This is a genomic window from Staphylococcus sp. GDX8P80P, from assembly GCF_017893095.1.
In the GTDB taxonomy this organism is placed as follows: Bacteria; Bacillota; Bacilli; order Staphylococcales; family Staphylococcaceae; genus Staphylococcus; species Staphylococcus borealis.
Genome location: NZ_JAESMI010000081.1, coordinates 18371 through 38153 on the forward strand (window position 1 = coordinate 18371; position 19783 = coordinate 38153).

At 33.6% G+C, this 19783-nt stretch carries 17 protein-coding genes; 11 read left to right on the plus strand and 6 right to left on the minus strand.

Annotated features, from left to right (window positions below; all coding sequences use genetic code 11):
* Positions 1–140 precede the first annotated feature (140 nt).
* The 8 genes from KA858_RS07865 (at position 141) to KA858_RS07900 (ending at position 10328) form a co-directional block, all read left to right on the plus strand.
* Positions 141–3824, plus strand: a complete 3684-nt coding sequence (locus KA858_RS07865) for a nitrate reductase subunit alpha (protein ID WP_210135385.1) — start codon at positions 141–143, stop codon at positions 3822–3824.
* Positions 3814–5367: a nitrate reductase subunit beta gene (gene narH / locus KA858_RS07870; protein ID WP_204193540.1), complete on the plus strand. Its 1554-nt coding sequence runs from the start codon at positions 3814–3816 to the stop codon at positions 5365–5367. The genes KA858_RS07865 and narH overlap by 11 nt, the downstream gene beginning before the upstream one ends.
* Complete coding sequence (gene narJ, locus KA858_RS07875) at positions 5360–5935, plus strand: nitrate reductase molybdenum cofactor assembly chaperone (protein WP_481906470.1); 576 nt, start codon at positions 5360–5362, stop codon at positions 5933–5935. The genes narH and narJ overlap by 8 nt, the downstream gene beginning before the upstream one ends.
* A complete protein-coding gene (gene narI / locus KA858_RS07880) occupies positions 5928–6611 on the plus strand; it encodes a respiratory nitrate reductase subunit gamma (RefSeq protein WP_070854659.1) in 684 nt (227 codons plus the stop codon). The genes narJ and narI overlap by 8 nt, the downstream gene beginning before the upstream one ends.
* A 23-nt stretch (positions 6612–6634) precedes the next feature.
* Positions 6635–7084, plus strand: a complete 450-nt coding sequence (gene nreA, locus KA858_RS07885; RefSeq protein ID WP_107629236.1) for a nitrate respiration regulation accessory nitrate sensor NreA — start codon at positions 6635–6637, stop codon at positions 7082–7084.
* Between the two features lie 9 nt (positions 7085–7093).
* The gene (gene nreB / locus KA858_RS07890) at positions 7094–8128 is read left to right on the plus strand and encodes a nitrate respiration regulation sensor histidine kinase NreB (protein ID WP_053028697.1); all 1035 of its coding nucleotides are present in this window, start codon (positions 7094–7096) and stop codon (positions 8126–8128) included.
* A 21-nt stretch (positions 8129–8149) separates the two neighbouring features.
* On the plus strand, positions 8150–8803 hold the full coding sequence (gene nreC / locus KA858_RS07895; RefSeq protein ID WP_011274985.1) for a nitrate respiration regulation response regulator NreC: 654 nt from the start codon (positions 8150–8152) through the stop codon (positions 8801–8803).
* Positions 8804–9170: 367 nt separating this feature from the next.
* Positions 9171–10328 carry a nitrate/nitrite transporter gene (locus tag KA858_RS07900; protein WP_210135387.1) on the plus strand — a complete coding sequence of 386 codons (1158 nt, stop codon included), beginning with the start codon at positions 9171–9173 and terminating at the stop codon, positions 10326–10328.
* Between the two features lie 68 nt (positions 10329–10396).
* Here KA858_RS07900 and KA858_RS07905 read toward each other — a convergent pair whose 3' ends face one another.
* On the minus strand, positions 10397–10813 hold the full coding sequence (locus KA858_RS07905; RefSeq protein WP_210135388.1) for an Hsp20/alpha crystallin family protein: 417 nt from the start codon (positions 10811–10813) through the stop codon (positions 10397–10399).
* Positions 10814–11036: 223 nt separating this feature from the next.
* Positions 11037–11480 carry a MarR family winged helix-turn-helix transcriptional regulator gene (locus KA858_RS07910; protein WP_070854657.1) on the minus strand — a complete coding sequence of 148 codons (444 nt, stop codon included), beginning with the start codon at positions 11478–11480 and terminating at the stop codon, positions 11037–11039.
* Between the two features lie 282 nt (positions 11481–11762).
* Between KA858_RS07910 and KA858_RS07915 the strand changes: the two genes are divergently transcribed.
* Positions 11763–12122 (plus strand): DUF3139 domain-containing protein, encoded by a 360-nt coding sequence (locus KA858_RS07915; protein WP_053028693.1) that lies wholly within the window; start codon positions 11763–11765, stop codon positions 12120–12122.
* Positions 12123–12284: 162 nt separating this feature from the next.
* Positions 12285–13562 (plus strand): cation:dicarboxylate symporter family transporter, encoded by a 1278-nt coding sequence (locus tag KA858_RS07920; RefSeq protein WP_107629029.1) that lies wholly within the window; start codon positions 12285–12287, stop codon positions 13560–13562.
* 154 nt (positions 13563–13716) lie between these two features.
* Here the strand turns inward: KA858_RS07920 and KA858_RS07925 are convergent, their stop codons facing one another.
* From KA858_RS07925 to KA858_RS07940, 4 genes are all read right to left on the minus strand, one after another.
* Positions 13717–14070, minus strand: coding sequence for a DUF4889 domain-containing protein (locus KA858_RS07925; protein WP_210135389.1), 354 nt, complete (start codon positions 14068–14070; stop codon positions 13717–13719).
* 209 nt (positions 14071–14279) lie between these two features.
* A complete protein-coding gene (locus tag KA858_RS07930) occupies positions 14280–14702 on the minus strand; it encodes a pyridoxamine 5'-phosphate oxidase family protein (protein ID WP_107629028.1) in 423 nt (140 codons plus the stop codon).
* A 67-nt stretch (positions 14703–14769) separates the two neighbouring features.
* On the minus strand, positions 14770–16875 hold the full coding sequence (rsp, locus tag KA858_RS07935; RefSeq protein WP_210135390.1) for an AraC family transcriptional regulator Rsp: 2106 nt from the start codon (positions 16873–16875) through the stop codon (positions 14770–14772).
* An 870-nt stretch (positions 16876–17745) separates the two neighbouring features.
* Complete coding sequence (locus KA858_RS07940) at positions 17746–18123, minus strand: YbgA family protein (protein ID WP_107629027.1); 378 nt, start codon at positions 18121–18123, stop codon at positions 17746–17748.
* A gap of 180 nt (positions 18124–18303) precedes the next feature.
* Here KA858_RS07940 and KA858_RS07945 point away from each other — a divergent pair, with 180 nt between their 5' ends.
* Positions 18304–19746 (plus strand): sucrose-specific PTS transporter subunit IIBC, encoded by a 1443-nt coding sequence (locus tag KA858_RS07945; RefSeq protein ID WP_107629026.1) that lies wholly within the window; start codon positions 18304–18306, stop codon positions 19744–19746.
* Positions 19747–19783: the final 37 nt, after the last annotated feature.

A 19783-nucleotide genomic window follows, 5' to 3' on the forward strand; every position in this document is an offset into this window, starting at 1 on the left:
TTTTAGGGATTCCCCCATTCAAATTAGGACATTCCCTAATACCTATCATATGTGAAAAAATGTACAATCATTATAAATTCAAAAGTAAAACGGCAAATCGGAATAAGTTAATACCTTTAACGGTAGGAGGATTCATATAGATGGGAAAATTTGGATTAAACTTTTTCAAACCAACTGAAAAATTTAATGGAAACTGGTCAGTTCTTGAGAGCAAAAGTAGAGAATGGGAAAAAATGTACCGTGAAAGATGGAGTCACGATAAAGTAGTTCGAACAACACATGGTGTTAACTGTACAGGATCATGTTCATGGAAAGTATTCGTAAAAAATGGTGTGATCACATGGGAGAACCAACAAATTGATTATCCAAGTTGTGGTCCTGATATGCCAGAATTTGAACCGCGTGGTTGTCCTCGTGGTGCATCATTTTCTTGGTATGAATATAGTCCACTTCGTGTGAAATATCCATACATTAGAGGAAAATTATTAGATTTATGGACGACTGCATTAGAAGAAAATAATGGTAACCGCATTGCTGCTTGGGCTTCAATCGTTGAAGATGAAGAGAAAGCGAAAATGTATAAACAAGCACGTGGTAAAGGTGGCCATGTTCGTGCTAACTGGAAAGATGTAACAGACATCATCGCTGCACAAATTTTGTATACCATTAAAAAGGATGGTCCAGACCGAATTGCTGGATTCACCCCTATTCCAGCGATGTCGATGATTAGTTACGCAGCAGGTGCGAGATTTATTAATTTACTTGGTGGAGAAATGCTAAGCTTCTATGACTGGTATGCCGATCTACCACCTGCGTCACCTCAAATTTGGGGTGAACAAACAGACGTACCTGAATCAAGTGACTGGTACAATGCTGCTTATATTATTATGTGGGGCTCAAATGTACCACTTACACGTACACCGGATGCACACTTTATGACAGAAGTAAGATACAAAGGAACTAAAGTGGTTTCTGTAGCACCAGACTACGCGGAAAATGTTAAATTTGCAGATAACTGGTTAGCACCTAATCCAGGTACAGATGCAGCGATAGCACAAGCGATGACACACGTTATCTTACAAGAATATTATCAAGATAATCCGAGTGACATGTTTATTAACTACTCTAAACAATATTCAGATATGCCTTTCGTCATTATGTTAGATGAAGACGATAATGGTTATAAAGCAGGGCGATTTTTACGTGCAAGTGATTTAGGTATGGATAGTGAAAATAGCGAATGGAAACCGGTCATTCACGATATCAATAGTCGTCAATTTGTAGTACCTAATGGCACAATGGGTCAACGCTGGGAAGAAGGCAAGAAGTGGAACTTAAAATTAGAAAATGAAGATGGTTCTAAGATTGATCCAGCAATGTCTATGGCGGAAGACACATATGAAATCAAAACGATTCAATTCCCTTACTTTGATAGTCAAGGTGATGGCATCTTTGAAAGACCGATTGCAGCTAGAAAAGTCACATTAGCTAACGGCAAAGAAGTGTATGTTGCGACGGTATATGACTTGATGACAAGTCAATATGGTATTAAACGATTTAACCATGAATTAGAAGCAACATCTTATGATGATGCAGATTCAAAATATACACCAGCATGGCAACAACGTGTAACAGGTATTAAACCAGAATTAGTGACACAAGTAGCAAGAGAGTTTGCGCAAAATGCTATTGATACAGAAGGACGCTCAATGATTATCATGGGTGCGGGTATTAACCACTGGTTCAACTCAGATACGATTTATCGTGCGATTTTAAATCTAGTTCTATTATGTGGCTGTCAAGGTGTGAACGGTGGTGGCTGGGCACACTACGTTGGACAAGAAAAATGTCGACCAATTGAAGGATGGAATACTGTAGCCTTTGCTAAAGACTGGCAAGGACCACCACGTTTACAAAATGGTACAAGTTGGTTCTATTTTGCAACGGACCAATGGAAATACGAAGAATCAAATGTTGATAAATTAAAATCACCGCTCGCTAATAATATTAAACATCAACATCCAGCTGATTATAATGTTACAGCTGCGAGATTAGGTTGGTTACCATCATACCCTCAATTTAATAAAAATAGTTTGTTATTTGGAGAAGAAGCCAAAGATGCGGGTGATGATTCTAATGAAGCCATTTTAAATAGAGCGATCGAATCTGTGAAAAATAAAGAAACACAATTTGCGATTGAAGACCCAGATTTAAGAAAGAACCATCCAAAAACATTATTTGTATGGCGTTCAAATTTAATTTCAAGTTCTGCTAAAGGACAAGAATACTTTATGAAACATTTATTAGGTACACGTTCAGGATTAATGGCCGAGCCTAATGAAGAAGACAAACCAGAAGAAATTCAATGGCGTGAAGATACAGAAGGTAAATTAGATTTACTAGTATCGTTGGATTTCAGAATGACTGCGACACCATTGTACTCAGATATCGTCTTACCAGCAGCAACATGGTATGAAAAACATGACTTATCATCAACAGACATGCATCCATTCATTCATCCATTTAATCCAGCTATTGATCCATTATGGGAATCACGTTCAGACTGGGATATTTATAAAACATTAAGTAAAGCTGTTTCTGAAATGGCAAAAGATTATTTACCAGGTACATTTAAAGATGTTGTAACGACACCACTTGGCCATGACTCTAAACAAGAGTTGGGTTCTGAATACGGTATCGTTAAAGATTGGTCTAAAGGTGAAGTTGAAGCTGTCCCAGGTAAAACAATGCCAAACTTCGCAGTTGTAGAAAGAGATTACACTAAAATTTATGATAAATATGTGACTTTAGGTCCACTACTTGAAAAAGGAAAAGTTGGTGCACACGGTGTAAGCTTTAGTGTTAAAGACGAATATGAAGAACTTAAAAGTATGGTAGGTACTTGGAATGATGAAGATGCTGAATCAGTTAGAACTAATCGTCCACGTATCGATACAGCTAGAAAAGTAGCAGATGCCATCTTGAATATATCTTCAGCGACAAATGGTAAATTATCACAAAAATCATATGAAGATTTAGAAAATCAAACAGGTATGGAATTGAAAGATATTTCAAAAGAACGTGCATCAGAAAAGATTTCATTCTTAAATATCACGTCACAACCACGTGAAGTAATACCAACAGCTGTGTTCCCTGGTTCAAATAAAAATGGACGTAGATATTCACCATTTACAACCAACATAGAACGTCTTGTACCATTTAGAACACTCACAGGTAGACAAAGTTATTATATCGATCACGAAGTGTTCCAACAATTTGGTGAAAGCCTACCAGTTTACAAACCAACGTTACCACCAATGGTATTTGGTACGAGAGATAAGCAAGTTAAAGGTGGACAAGATGCATTAGTATTACGTTATTTAACACCTCATGGTAAATGGAATATTCACTCAACATATCAAGATAATGAACGTATGTTGACATTATTTAGAGGTGGCCCAGTCGTTTGGTTATCTAATGAAGATGCTGAAGAGCATGGTATTAACGATAATGATTGGTTAGAAGTATACAACAGAAACGGTGTTGTAACTGCAAGAGCTGTCACATCACACCGTATGCCAAGAGGCACAATGTTCATGTACCACGCACAAGATAAACATATTGAAACACCAGGGTCAGAAATTACTGATACACGCGGTGGTTCACACAACGCACCAACAAGAATTCACTTAAAACCTACCCAACTTGTAGGTGGATATGCACAAATTAGCTATCACTTTAACTATTATGGACCAATTGGAAATCAACGTGACGTATACGTAGCAGTGAGAAAGATGAAGGAGGTAAATTGGCTTGAAGATTAAAGCGCAAATTGCAATGGTGTTAAATTTAGATAAATGCATAGGTTGTCACACTTGCAGCGTAACATGTAAGAACACTTGGACGAACCGTCCAGGTGCGGAATACATGTGGTTCAACAACGTAGAAACAAAACCAGGTGTCGGATATCCGAAACGATGGGAAGACCAAGAACATTATAAAGGTGGTTGGGTCTTAAATAAAAAAGGGAAATTAGAACTTAAATCTGGTAGTCGTTGGACAAAAATGGCGTTAGGTAAAATCTTTTACAATCCAGATATGCCACTGATTAAAGATTATTATGAACCATGGACATATAACTATGAACATTTAACAACTGCTAAAGAAGGTAAACATTCACCAGTGGCTAAAGCACACTCATTGATTTCTGGCGAAAAACTTAATCTCGAGTGGGGACCTAACTGGGAAGATGACTTAGCTGGCGCACATATTACTGGTCCAGAAGATCCAAATATCCAAAAAATCGAAGAAGATATTAAATTCCAATTTGATGAAACGTTCATGATGTATTTACCTCGTCTATGTGAACACTGTTTAAACCCTAGTTGTGTTGCGTCATGTCCTTCAGGTGCAATGTATAAACGTGATGAAGACGGTATCGTTTTAGTTGACCAAGATGCATGTCGTGGTTGGCGCTATTGTATGACAGGCTGTCCTTATAAAAAAGTGTACTTCAACTGGAAAACAAATAAAGCAGAAAAATGTACATTCTGTTTCCCAAGAATTGAAGCGGGATTACCAACTGTTTGTTCTGAAACATGTACAGGTAGAATGAGATATTTAGGTGTCTTATTATATGATGCCGATAGAGTTCATGAAGCAGCTTCAGCTGAAAATGAACAAGATTTATATGAAAAACAATTAGACATTTTCTTAAATCCATTTGATGAAGCAGTGATCGAACAAGCTGAAAAAGATGGCATAAGCTATGAATGGATTGAAGCAGCACAAAACTCACCAGTCTATAAATTAGCAATTGAATATAAATTAGCATTTCCTTTACACCCAGAATTTAGAACAATGCCTATGGTTTGGTATTGCCCACCATTGAGCCCAATCATGAGCTATTTCGAAGGTAAAAATGCTGGTCAAAATCCAGATATGATTTTCCCAGCAATTGAAGAAATGCGTTTACCAATCGAATACTTAGCAAATCTATTTACCGCTGGTGATGTTCAACCTGTTAAGGAATCACTACAAAAGATGGCAATGATGAGAAGCTACATGCGTTCACAAGTTACAGGTAAAGCGTTTGATACATCGAAATTAGAAAGACTTGGATTATCTGAAATTCAAACTAAAGATATGTATCGATTATTAGGTTTAGCGAAATATGAAGACCGCTTTGTTGTACCAACATCTCATAAAGAAACTTATTTAGATACGTATCATGCTCAAGGTAGTCAAGGATACGGTGGCGAGTACTTTGGTGATAATTGTGAGGGCTGTGGTGTTCCAGTAGGTTCAGGAAAAACAGGACAAGAAATTTATAATGAGAATTTCTATGGAGGTATTTTCCGTGATTAATTTACAACAATTTCATTATTATCAAGAAAGCTTTGGCTATATTGCACAGCAACTTAATTTTCCTGAGAAACTTACGTTCCATCCAAAAACATTTGAAGAAACGATTGAGCCATCACATCCTGGTTACGATGATTTAGTAAAATATAGAGAAATTATGCATCAATTCACACTATCAGAAATTAAAGCGATTTATACGGATACATTTGATTTCAATAAAAATTCACCACTCTATATGACTTATAACAAATTTGATACGCAAAAAGAGCGTGGCCAAATGTTAGCCAAACTTAAAGTGTTATATGAAATGTTTGGTTTGAAAATGGTAGATAATGAGTTATCTGATTATCTACCGTTGATGTTGCAATTCTTGCATGTAGCAACATGGCAAAACGATCCACGTGCTGAAGGAAATATTGAATTGGTTATCATGATTATTGAAGATGGTACGTATGAAATGGCCAATCAATTAGCGCAAGATAACAATCCTTATGCTTATGTGATACGTGCGTTAAGAAATACATTGAAAGCTTGCTTAGAAATTCCAAATGAGGTGACATCTCATGCTTAATCAATTTTTATGGATTATCTTTCCTTATTTGTGTGTAGCCATCTTTATCGTTGGCCACATTGCACGTTATAAATATGATCAGTTCTCATGGACTGCGAAATCTAGTGAATTCCTAGAAAAGAAACAATTAAAATGGGGTAGCTTATTATTCCATTTAGGTATCATTCCAGTATTTTTTGGTCACGTTGTAGGACTTGCGATACCAGCCAAATGGATTGATGGCCTAGGCGTTAGTGAAGAAATGTATCATTTTGGTGCTGTATACATTGGTAGTATCTTTGGTATAATGACGTTTATTGGTATGTTACTCTTAACAGCACGACGTATTACAATTAAAAATGTTAGAAAGCTAAGTTCAGCATCTGATATTTTTGTCAATTTCTTATTAATATTAATTATTTTCATGGGTTGTTATTCAACATTAGTTACGAATGCGGTGGTAAGTGACTTTGATTATCGTCAAACGATATCTATCTGGTTTAGACACTTATTTACTTTCTCACCTGATGCAAGCTTAATGACAGATGTGCCATTATCATTTAAAATTCACATCTTACTAGGATTTACAATTTTAGCTTGCTGGCCATTCACACGTTTAGTACATGTATGGAGTGTGCCACTATCGTATACTAATCGTAGATATATTGTTTATCGTAAACATAAAACACGTTCATGAGTATGAGAGGAGATTCAAATGTGATTACGACCAGTCCAGTTTTTAAGAAACAGGATTTCCAACAACAATTGAATGATCTAAGGGTTAACGAAGGCTACGATTTTGCAGGTGTAGCATTATATGAACACCATAATAGTTCAGCGCCTATTAAATGGCATTATGTCTCAGGCAATACAAATCAACGTTATAAAATGATTATCTTGCGTAAAGGCCGTGGCTTAGCGGGTATGGTTATGAAGACTGGAAAACGAATGATTATTGACGACGTTGCTTCAAGCTTATCACCTGAAGATAAGATTAAATATCCTATTTTAATTGCTGAAGACTTGACAGCAATGGTTGCGATTCCATTATGTTACAACAATCAAGTATATGGCGTCTTACTCTTAGGTCAAAGAGATGGTAAGGCGTTACCTGATTATGAAACGTTAGATATTCATGGTAAGCTATGGACATTTTCAGAAGAAATGTAGGTGATCCTAATGTTGGATGTTTATAATCTCGATTTAGAGAACTTACTAAAAAAATATTATGAAAAAACGAACGAAAAAATCGTCTTTGTGAATAAAGATGGTAAAGTTATTGCCATGAATGATGCTGCTGAAGAAATCATTTCAAAGGACAATAACTACAGTGCTATGACGAATGCAATATGTAATCGTTGTGAAGGTTACTCTAATGAATTTGCATTACAAAGTTGTATTAATTGTTATTTAGATACAACAAAGCCGAATGATATGAACTTCCAAGTGTTCATGAAGACTGTGGACAATAAGATTCAACCTTTTACAGCGTCTTATCAATGTATTGATGAAGAGGCTCAAATCTATGCCTTTACATTACAAGACATATCACCACAAATTCAGCGTCAAGAAAAAATGTATCAACGTCAAATGTTACGTAAAACGATTGCCGCACAGGAGAACGAAAGAAAACGTATTTCTAGAGAACTACATGACAGTGTTGTTCAAGAAATGTTAAATGTAGATGTTGAGTTGAGATTGTTAAAATATCAACAAGATATGTCACAACTGATCGAGAAATCTGAGCACATTGAAGTTTTAATGTCTAATTTAATTAATGACATTCGAAACATGTCAGTTGAACTAAGACCTTCATCACTCGATGATTTAGGATTGGAAGCGGCTTTTAAATCGTATTTCAAGCAATTAGAACAAAATTATGGATTTAACGTTGTGTATCAATCAAATATTCAAAATCAACGTTTCGATAGTGAAATTGAAACAGTCGTTTATCGAGTGGTTCAAGAGGCAATATTTAATGCATTGAAGTATGCTGGCGTTTATGAAGTAGATGTGTCTGTCCAACAAACGCCAGAGGGTCTTATCGCAGAAGTGATTGATAGAGGTAATGGTTTTGATCCTAATTTGAAACCACAAGGCACTGGGTTAGGATTATATGGTATGAACGAAAGAGCAGAACTTGTCAAAGGGTCAGTGAACATTGAAACGCACATTGGCAAGGGGACAATTATAACGTTAGAAGTACCAGTTTAAAGTAGGTTAGGGGAATATAAAGTGAAGATTGTAATCGCAGACGATCACGCAGTCGTTAGAACAGGATTTTCAATGATATTAAACTTTCAAGAAGATATGGAAGTTGTTGCAACCGCTGCTGATGGGGGAGAGGCTTATCAGAAAGTGATGGAACATAAACCAGATGTCTTAATTATGGATTTAAGTATGCCACCTGGTGAATCCGGTTTAATAGCGACAAGTAAGATATCAGAAAGCTTTCCAGAAACTAAAATCTTAATATTAACGATGTATGATGATGAAGAATATCTGTTCCACGTTCTTCGTAATGGCGCTAAAGGCTATATTTTAAAAAATGCACCTGACGAACAGTTATTGTTAGCAGTTCGCACAGTTTATAAAGGTGAAACATATGTAGATATGAAGTTGACGACATCGTTAGTTAATGAATTTGTGAATCATAAGCATTCAGATGACGTATCTACGAATGATCCTTTTAAAATTTTGTCTAAAAGAGAACTAGAAATCTTACCGCTCATTGCTAAGGGGTATGGCAATAAAGATATTGCCGAAAAGTTGTTTGTGTCGGTTAAAACGGTCGAAGCACATAAGACACATATTATGACGAAACTGGATTTAAAATCTAAGCCCGAGTTAGTTGAATATGCATTGAAAAAGAAATTGTTGGATTTTTAATTACATTTACATCTCTAAAAACGAATGTGTTATAGGTAAAAACATCATTTAAGCTACATGGTAAATATGCAGTAGCTGACTGAATTGAGAAGGTTCTTAAATTAAGTCGTTCTCAAATCTAATCATCCTTGAGAGGCTAGGAAGACGAATTCGAGAAGAATTCTATCCTGGCCTCTTTATTTATGTTTATTTTGGGATAGAAAATATAGGGGGATTCCCCGGCAGTATAAGGGAATGTCCTTATGTTCATTTTTTCACAAATCTACTAAAATTTAAATGTAATCAGTAATGTGATTGAAATATAAATTTTTGACCTCTTTTATATAACAATTACTGATAAAGAAAATGAAATGATGAAGGTGAAAAAATGTATAAGACAAAAGGTGGCTTTCAACTTACATTACAAACGTTAAGTCTTGTAGTAGGATTCATGGCGTGGAGTATCATTTCTCCATTAATGCCGTATATCTCACAAGATATTAAAGTTAATCCTGGTCAGTTATCAATTATACTGGCAATTCCGGTTATATTAGGTTCAATACTACGAGTACCATTTGGCTATTTAACGAATGTTATCGGCGCAAAATGGGTATTCTTCTGTAGTTTTGTCGTTCTATTATTCCCAATATTCTTTTTAGGACAAGCACAAACACCAGGCATGTTAATGCTATCAGGATTCTTTTTAGGTGTTGGTGGCGCGATTTTCTCAGTTGGTGTAACGTCTGTACCAAAATATTTCTCAAAAGATAAAGTAGGACTTGCGAATGGTATTTATGGTATGGGTAACATTGGTACAGCAGTATCATCATTCTTAGCACCACCGATTGCAGGTATTATTGGTTGGCAAACAACAGTAAGAAGCTATTTGATTATCATTGCTATTTTTGCCATTTTAATGTTCATTTTGGGTGATAAAAATGAACCAAAAGTGAAAGTACCTTTAGCATCTCAATTTAAAAAATTATCATCAAATTACAAATTATATTATTTAAGTCTATGGTATTTTATTACATTTGGTGCTTTTGTAGCATTTGGATTATTCTTACCTAACTACTTAGTAAATAATTTTGGTATTGATAAAGTAGATGCAGGGATTCGATCAGGTGTATTTATAGCTTTAGCTACATTCTTGAGACCAGTCGGAGGGATTCTTGGAGATAAGTTTAACGCGGTTAAAGTACTAATGATTGACTTTATTGTTATGGTTATAGGTGCCGTTATTTTAGGCATTTCAAGTCATATTGCGTTATTTACGATTGGTTGTTTAACAATCAGTATCTGTGCAGGTTTAGGTAATGGTTTAATATTTAAACTAGTGCCTTCATACTTTGCAAATGAATCTGGTGCAGCTAATGGTATTGTTTCAATGATGGGTGGTTTAGGCGGATTCTTCCCACCACTAGTGATTACTTACGTAACAGGATTAACAGGTTCAAGTCATTTAGCGTTTATTCTTTTAGCAATATTTGGTATCTTAGCATTTATTACAATGGGACACTTATATAAAAAAGAATACGCAAAATAAGTTTATACATTCATAAGAGCAATACAAGGCTAATGATAGCTTTGTATTGCTCTTTAATATATCATTGATTATTCTACTGTAATTGTAGTCGACTGATCTTGTGCACTTACTTCTTTAGGTAAAGTAACGACTAAAATGCCATCTTCATAGCTTGCTTTAATTTGTGATTTATCAATATCATTAAATTCGAAATGTCTGATTAGCTCGCCACTTGCACGTTCATTTAATTGGACGCTACCTGTTTGTTCTGATACATGCTTTTGTACTTTAATTGTTAGTGCAGAATGCTCAAATTTAAGTTCAATTTCTGATTTATTAACGCCTGGTAATTCAGCTTCTAATACATATTGGCTTGATTGATTATAAATATTTGTTGGGAAGCTTTTTGATGAAAATTGATTGAATACTTGTTCTCCTAAATCACGAAATACATCTTTTGGGTTATTTTTAAAAATGGATTGATCGAAAAAATCTCTATTATTCATACGATTGTCTCTCCTTTATTTAAGTAAGCATAGTATAGTTGTAAAATACTACTTTTTAAGTTCATTATAGTAATGGAGACGATTAACGTAAAGCGAAAGAGATTATAGAACAGGAGAAGAAGATAGTGGTGTGGAATAAGAAATACATGGCAAAAGTTCTATTATGTATAAAGCGTAGTCATTGCGATAAATAAGTCGTTCATGCTTTTGCCATGATTAAATATTAGTTAGCTGTATAGTCGAAGTTTTTTGAAATAACATGTTTTAAGCTATTAACGAGCTCTTCGTTTTCTTCATGTGTAATATCAAAATCATCAAAGACTTGGTCAGAGATAGCTTCCAACGTTGGTTTAATATTAATACCATTTTCAGTGAGGGTAATTTGAAGATTTCGTTCATCTTCTTTTTCACGCATACGTTGTACATAGCCTTTTTTCTCTAATTTCTTTAAGAGAGGTGTAAGTGTTCCAGAATCTAAAAAGACACGACGTCCAAGTGATTTAATATTTATTTTTTCATCATTTTCGATAGCCATGATGACCATAAAGCTTGTATATGTTAAATCATGCTTTTTTAAATAGTGAGTATATTTTTTTATGACTTCCTTAGAAGTAACATATAATAAAAAACATAATTGATTACTTAAATAACTGTCCTTTACATACATATATTTCCCCCCCTTAACTTATTTAAAGATAGTATGAACTAAAAGTATTGTCAAGCCCGTTATCATAGTATTCTATGGACTTTTCAAGTCATTTAAACGTTATTTCAAAGTACATCTACATAAAGGGGATAAGTGTCGATTTATTTTGAATTAGAGATAAATTGTTAGGCTATTTTGTTACAGAAATATAGAAATACTTTAAAATTTTCTAACTATCATTCATAATAATTTAGATAGTGATTAAATATGTTGAGACTAGGTTGTGTGCAAAGGAGTTTCAAAATGAGTAAAAAACAAAAATGGATTAGAATTTGTATTATTTTAGCTATTTCATTAGTAGTAGCAATCGCTTTCTTTTTTGCAATGAAAACATATCAAGGCCACAGAAACATTAAAACGGTTGATAGTTATTTAGAGCAAAGGAATTTAACTGATAAAATCAAATCAGAGGAGACACTTTATAGTGCCAAAAAAGGTGTTTATTACAAAGAAGTTGTATTTAAAGATGAACCGCATATGACTTATGTCATTCAACCAATTGGTACGCGTAAAGGTATCTTTGCAGAGGGCTTTGATACTGAAACTAAAAAAAGTATTAAAGATGCGAAATATAATGATTTCGATCAAAATTTTAAACCATAGCATTTGATTATAAAACTGTATTTAGACGTTATTACATTGTCTATGTACAGTTTTTTTATGCTGTTGGATGCGTGTGTGGTAGCGTGAGCTATTAAAAAATTTATATCCCAATTTATAATTATCTGATATAATTAAGCGATGTCAGATGAAGGGGGTTCCAACATGGCTCTGTTCAAGAGAAAAATTAGTTTGCCGATGCAAGTTATCATCGCATTGGTACTAGGTGTAGTTGTAGGTTTATTATTATTTGGACAAGATAACATAGCAAATTATATTAAACCTTTCGGTGACGTTTTCTTAAATTTAATTAAAATGATCATCATCCCAATTGTATTCTGTGCTTTAGCATTATCTATTTCTAACTTAGGGGATTCAAAGAAGATAGGTAGCTATGGATGGAAAGCAATTCTTTACTTTGAAATTATAACGACAATCGCAATTGCTTTAGGACTTGTTATTGGTAATTTATTCAAACCAGGTGCTGGTTTAGATCCAACGAAATTACCTAAAGGCGATATTTCTAAATATCAATCATCTGCATCAGCTGCAGAACAATCTACATATGGCAATCACTTTATTGATACCATTGTAAACATTGTACCAACAAACATATTTGAAGCATTAACTAAAGGTGAATTATTACCAATCATCTTCTTCGCAGTATTCTTTGGTTTAGGATTAGCTGCAATAGGTGAAAAAGCAGATCCTGTAAAAGGTTTCTTAAATGGAACACTTGAAGCAGTTTTCTGGATGATTAATAAAATTTTAAAATTAGCACCAATTGGTGTATTTGCATTTATTTGTACAACAGTAATGACGTTTGGAGCAGCTGCTTTAATTCCGTTATTAAAATTAGTACTTGTAGTTGTGTTCGCAATGGTATTCTTTGTTATCATCGTTCTTGGTATTGTAGCAAGAATATGCGGTATAAGTATTTTCTCAATTATTAAAATTTTGAAAGATGAATTATTATTAGCCTTCTCTACTTCTAGTTCAGAAGCAGTATTACCAGTTATGATGAAGAAAATGGAAAGATTCGGGGCACCTAAAGATGTCACATCTTTCGTCATTCCAATTGGTTACTCATTTAACCTTGATGGATCAGCTCTATACCAATCTATCGCAGCGTTATTCGTTGCACAAATGTATGGCATCCATTTATCGATTTCAGAGCAAATTATCTTAATGGTAACGTTGATGGTTGCCTCTAAAGGTATGGCTGGGGTACCAGGCGTTTCAATCGTAGTATTATTAACGACATTAGGTGCGATGGGCTTACCAGCACAAGGTCTTGCATTAATTATCGGTGTAGACCGTTTATTAGACATGGTTCGTACATGTGTAAACGTAATAGGTAATGCATTATCAGCTATTGTTATCTCTAAATGGGAAAAGGTTTATGACAAAGAACAAGGTAAAAAGTATTTACAATCAATTTAAAAAAAGAAATCTGACATTTTTTGTACCGAGCGAATGCGTTCGGTACTTTTTTTGTTCTACTTGAAAACATCAATGATTTGTATTGGAGCACAAATATTGCATAAAAAAACTGCCAACGAAGCAATATGCTTCATTGACAGTCATCTATGACCGATTACATACCTTTCATATCATGCATTTCATGAATTTTCATCATTAATCCATGTGGTACATCATCATGATCGACTTTAGATACTCTTGAAAATTTATCTGATCCTTTTTCTTTAACTAAAAATACAAAGTCACCTTTTTTGACATTCGCTTTGTTATCAGAAGGTAATTCGATATTCTTTTCAACTTTTTCAGTTTGTTCATTGACCATTTTATCAATTGTATGGTCATTCTTCATATAACCATAATAGGTTTCTTTTTGACCACCCGTCATCATCATGACCACTAGAACAATACATACAATAAGCATGATAGCAATCAGTGCAATACCAATACCTAAACCCTTTTTATTTTTCATGTTATAGACTCCTTTAAAAAGTTCTATCTCTTTTATACAGAAAATAGTATTAAATTGCAATAAAATAATAAATGATATTAAATTGAACACGCAATGAATCATATCAATGACACAAAGATGTTGAATTAATAAAATTGACAAAAAAGAGTGGAACGGAATTCATTTTGGAATTCATCGTCCCACGCTTAAATTCATAATACGTTTTTAAATTACACAGTAATCGTTACAGGCGTATCGACATCGTCATCGTTCATTAATGTTATCGTTTTAGGAACTACTTTAAGTACACATAATTTAGGGTCTTCTTTTGAATCAAAGAAAGTCTTATCTTGTGTTTCCCATAACCAGTCAATCACTTTTTGATCTTCCACGACTTCAATATTAGCTTCTATTTCAACAAAACTATTGTTTGTTGTTTCATTGTAACCCAATAAAATATATGCGCTAGGATTATGTTTAATCTCTTCAACTTTAGTGCTTTCAGTACTTGTCTTCGTATATAAAGTTAATTCATTATTATAAAAGACCATGTAACGACTGTTTGGTTTATTGTTGTAAGCAGTAGACAATACACCAACTTTAGAAGTGTCTAACACTTTTTCAATTGCTTGAATCGCTTGTTGTTGTTCCACAATCATCATCTCCTTAGTTTACATATATCCTAAATGACGTATGTCTAAACTCATATCAGCGTGAATACTATGAAGGTTTAATACAAATATATTTAACTTCGTCATGTTTAAGTGTTACTTGAAATGCTGCATAATCCTTTTCTTGAATTAATAATTCTGTTTTAGGATGGTTGCATTGATCTAGTTGTTGAATGATATCTTTTTCAATATACACATCGCGTTTATCTTGAGGAATTAAATGTTGTATTGAGCCGTGTTCATTATTAAGTGTATTGACTATGAAGAGTGTATTTTCTTTAAAATCATTTTCAAAAATATAATGCTGTTGACTATCTGATAAATAGCGATCATTAATTTTGTTGAAAAGTATCAAATGATAATCACCATCTTTGTAGCACATTAAATAATTGTTGGCGATTTGAAATGACTCATTACTAAATGTAGCGACAAAACGATATAAATGCATGATGGGTAGCAGACTACCATGATTGTTAAATAAGGAAATATACATTGGATCAGTTTCTATTAATTTGTAACACACGCCGCCACCATGTCTCATTAATTGATACAAATGACAAACGATATCTGATAATTGAAGTGACTGTGTACCATTATTGGTGTATTTGAAACATTTCAATGATAAATTACTATAAATAAATTGCGTGGAAGGTATATTTGATCCTTCTATGAAACGTAAATAATTTTCGAAGTGTGTAGATGAATGAGTGAAGCCTCGTTGTTTATCAATTAACACATTTTTGGTATCGATATTTTCAATATCTACAAAATAAAAATCAAAATTCATACGGTGCATAATATCATAGGTTTCTTGTAATGAACCTGTTTGTCTTAATAAACCGTCCACCATCAAACTAAATTTGATAGCACGGTTTTTATTTTTAAGTTTAAGGTGTGCAAGGTGAATATCATGGACAGACATTGTTTCAGTATCAAATACAAGCATAAATTTCACTAATTTTTTATTCCATTTATAATCTCGGTTATTTTGTAAGAAAATCATAATCAATTGATATATCATCTTAAATTCTTGATTGTTTTTAATTGTCACTGCCAGTCTAATATTTTTTTCGAATAATTTTTCAAAGCAACGATTTAATAAATTTAAATTTGTATGTCGGCCTACCATGTCACTAACATCATTAATTAAGATGGCTGGTCTAGGTAAATAGGATAAATCAATATCAAAATAATCATTAAATACAAATTGAAAGAGTTCATTGATGTTTTGAAAATCAATAAAAGCAGTAGAAAATTGAGTTTGGTCTTTCGGATTGTAATGGGCCATATTGATTTGTGTTGTTTCTGTCGTTAAGTAATCGGTAAATTCAAATTGTGAAATTAAATTTAAAAATGATTGACTGACTGAACTACGTATTGCGATTGAAGGTAATGGTTCTAATTGATTTAACTTTGTACGAAATTGCTTAGGACTCACATCAAGGTGTTTTTTAAATTGGTTAGTGAAATTGGTGTGGCTACTAAAACCTGACAATTCAGAAACGGTTGTAATGGAATGATTCGTTGTCATCAATAATCGGACGGATTGATTAACTTTTAAACTCGTATAATAGTCTTTGAAATTGACATTCAACATGCGTGCAAATAGATTAGAACAATATGATTCTGAAATCAGTGCATGTTGTGCGATATCGATTAGTGATAAATGAGATGTAATGTTGTCATTAATATATAGAACGATGTTAGATAATAATTGATTATCGATGGACATGGTTGGTACATATAATGTTGCATTTCTCACTACAGCTTCTTTATATAATGTACGGATAATTTTAGACATAGTCTCACTATCTTGTGTTTCATTGTTTGAATAATTAGAAACACATTGCAAAATTTGAGATTTTATAAAATGATTTGACTGTAATAAATGCCGATCAAAATAACAGTTAAAGAAATCGTTATCTTCTATATAGAAATAAGCGATAGGTATCTTTAACTCAATTAAATCATTAGCATGATTGATATTAAATAAATCCCCTTGGTTGACGATGGCAATATGATTATGAATGTCTGTCTTGCTACCATTGATAGTGATTGTCAATTCATTTGTTAAAGAAAAATATAAAATGACATAATTAATATTACGTAAAGGGGCGGTTGTTAAATGTTCATGTAATCGAAGGGAATTACTCATATTTGTTGTTCTCCTAGCTTTTTATATTTATGTGCTAAACAATACGGCTCAATTGAATTGTGAATAATAAAAGTAATTATAAATTAAAAGTAAGAAAAAATTAATAACTAAAAATAAAAAAATTTTGCTACTATTCTCATTGATTTAGTTAATGATTACGAAATCATATATTTATTAATTCTGTATCAACATCATGACATCACAACATAAAATATTGATACATCAAGATAAGCCTATAATTAAATGATTGAGATTAAAATCTGCCATCACATTCATGTTAATGATGCATATACAATCAACAACTTAAACTTATCACTACTATATGACGTTAAGACATAACATCATGAAATTTCCATCCTACACAATTGAAGTTTATTATAACTTTATAGGTCATATAGAAGTTTTGCTCATGAACAGCACGATCAAACAACAAGACCGAATATGAGCACGAATAAGTGAAATAACAGTCAGACATCACAGCTTAGATTTATACATCATAGAATAAGAAATGTATATGTGGCATTAGCACAGGTATTAGCAGTAGCATGCTAGTGTATATTATTAAGGAGCCTAACTCCCCCCAATTACTAAATCACTAATGCATAAGCAACAGTTTTTATATCTATTTTCCTTAAATATACAGATTTAATTATAAGTGAAACCATCAAGAATAATATTTTACAGAAAAACAGAATTAATTTTAAAAAAAGTTGGGACAACATTTACGTCGTCTCAACTTTTTTTATAGAATTAAGAACACAACAAACGTGTTTTGAACTATAGCCGAATGACACATGGACATGCGTAGTTAACGGTATGGGTAAAAAGTTTGAAATGCTATGTAACGCTAGTCAAGCTCAACATGATTCGCTATGCTTCTATATTAAGAAGCGTACTATTTTGTAAATAGGACACATTATATTTTTCGGCTAAATGTTTTAAAAATATTAACAAATCAGTGCTCTGAATGATATCTTGATTAAAATCAGCTTTAAGCTTGGCTGCGCGCTCTTTTTCAAGGTCATTTGCTTTATGTTTGAAATATCCCCACATATGATCATAAGCATTTATAATCGTTCCATGTGTTGGTGTTGTGTTAAGTGCGTCATCAATTGCCTGCTGAACGTCTGACAAAGTAGGGGACTGTTTAAGCAGTTCGCGAATAGCATTATAATGTTGTTGACTGTGGTATAACACATTATATTTTTCTTCGCGCCATAATTTTTCGATATAGCCACGTTCTTTCATCAAATATCGCCTCGCTTACTAAATGTTGTATCGTCATTTATTTCGTTCCCGAAAGTTTATATCATGAACCTTAAATATGAACAAATGGTGAAAATAAAAAAGCGTATTGCGTTATTTTTTGGAACCGGTTACAATTAAATTAATAAATAGAACCGGTTCCATTCAATAGGAGGGAAAGTAATGAACTATAAAAAGTCAGCTGAAGATATTCTTGAGGCTATAGGCGGTGAAGACAATTTAGATGCAATGGCGCACTGCGCTACGAGATTAAGACTTGTGCTCAACGATGAAAGTAAGGTAGATGAAGATGCTTTATCAAACATGGATGTTGTTAAAGGAACATTCTCAACGGGTGGTCAATACCAAATTATTATTGGCTCGGGTACGGTTAATAAGGTGTTTAATGAACTTGAACATATAACAGGTAAAGAAGCTTCAACAACGTCAGATGTAAAAGATAAATCAACGCAAAATATGAATCCATTACAGCGATTCGTGAAGATGCTCTCAGATATTTTTGTTCCTATTATTCCAGCCATTGTAGCTGGTGGGTTATTAATGGGGATTAATAATATACTAACTGCACCTGATCTCTTTTATGATCATCAATCGTTGATAGATGTTCATAGTCAATTTGCTGGCTTAGCAGATATGATTAATATTTTTGCGAATGCACCGTTTACGCTGTTACCTATACTAATTGGATTTAGTGCAGCGAAACGCTTTGGAGGTAACCCTTTCTTGGGTGCAGCACTAGGTATGATTCTCGTACATCCATCATTAATGAGTGCTTATGATTTTCCTAAAGCTGTAGAAGCGGGTAAAGCCATTCCACATTGGGACTTGTTTGGTCTACATATTAATCAAGTCGGTTATCAAGGACAAGTATTACCAATGTTGGTGGCTGCTTACATTTTAGCTACGATTGAAAAAGGATTACGAAAAGTGATTCCTACAGTATTAGATAATTTATTAACACCATTATTATCTATATTAGTAACAGCCTTTCTAACATTCTTATTTGTAGGTCCAATAACTAGACAACTTGGGTATTGGTTATCAGATGGCTTAACATGGTTATATGATTTTGGTGGTGCCATTGGTGGATTTATCTTTGGTTTATTCTATGCACCAATTGTTATAACAGGTATGCATCATAGTTTTATTGCTGTAGAGACAACGTTAATTGCTGATCAAGCGAAAACAGGTGGATCATTTATCTTCCCAATCGCAACAATGTCTAACGTGGCACAAGGTGGTGCGGCACTCGCAGCATTTATCATCATTAAAAATAATAAAAAGTTAAAAGGTGTTGCCTCAGCAGCAGGTGTTTCAGCATTGTTAGGAATTACAGAGCCAGCGATGTTTGGTGTGAATCTTAAATTAAGATATCCATTTATTGGCGCAATTATTGGTTCTGCTATAGGCTCGGCTTATATTTCATTCTTTAAAGTTAAAGCCATCGCTTTAGGTACAGCAGGATTACCAGGGTTTATTTCAATTAATCCAGCACATGCAGGGTGGTTACATTACTTTGTTGGTATGCTGATTGCCTTTATTGTATCTGTAGCGATAACATTTATTTTATCCCGACGAAACGCTTATCGAGCTACCGCTGAATAAATAAAACCGGTCTTCTGAATGTGTCAGAAGACCGGTT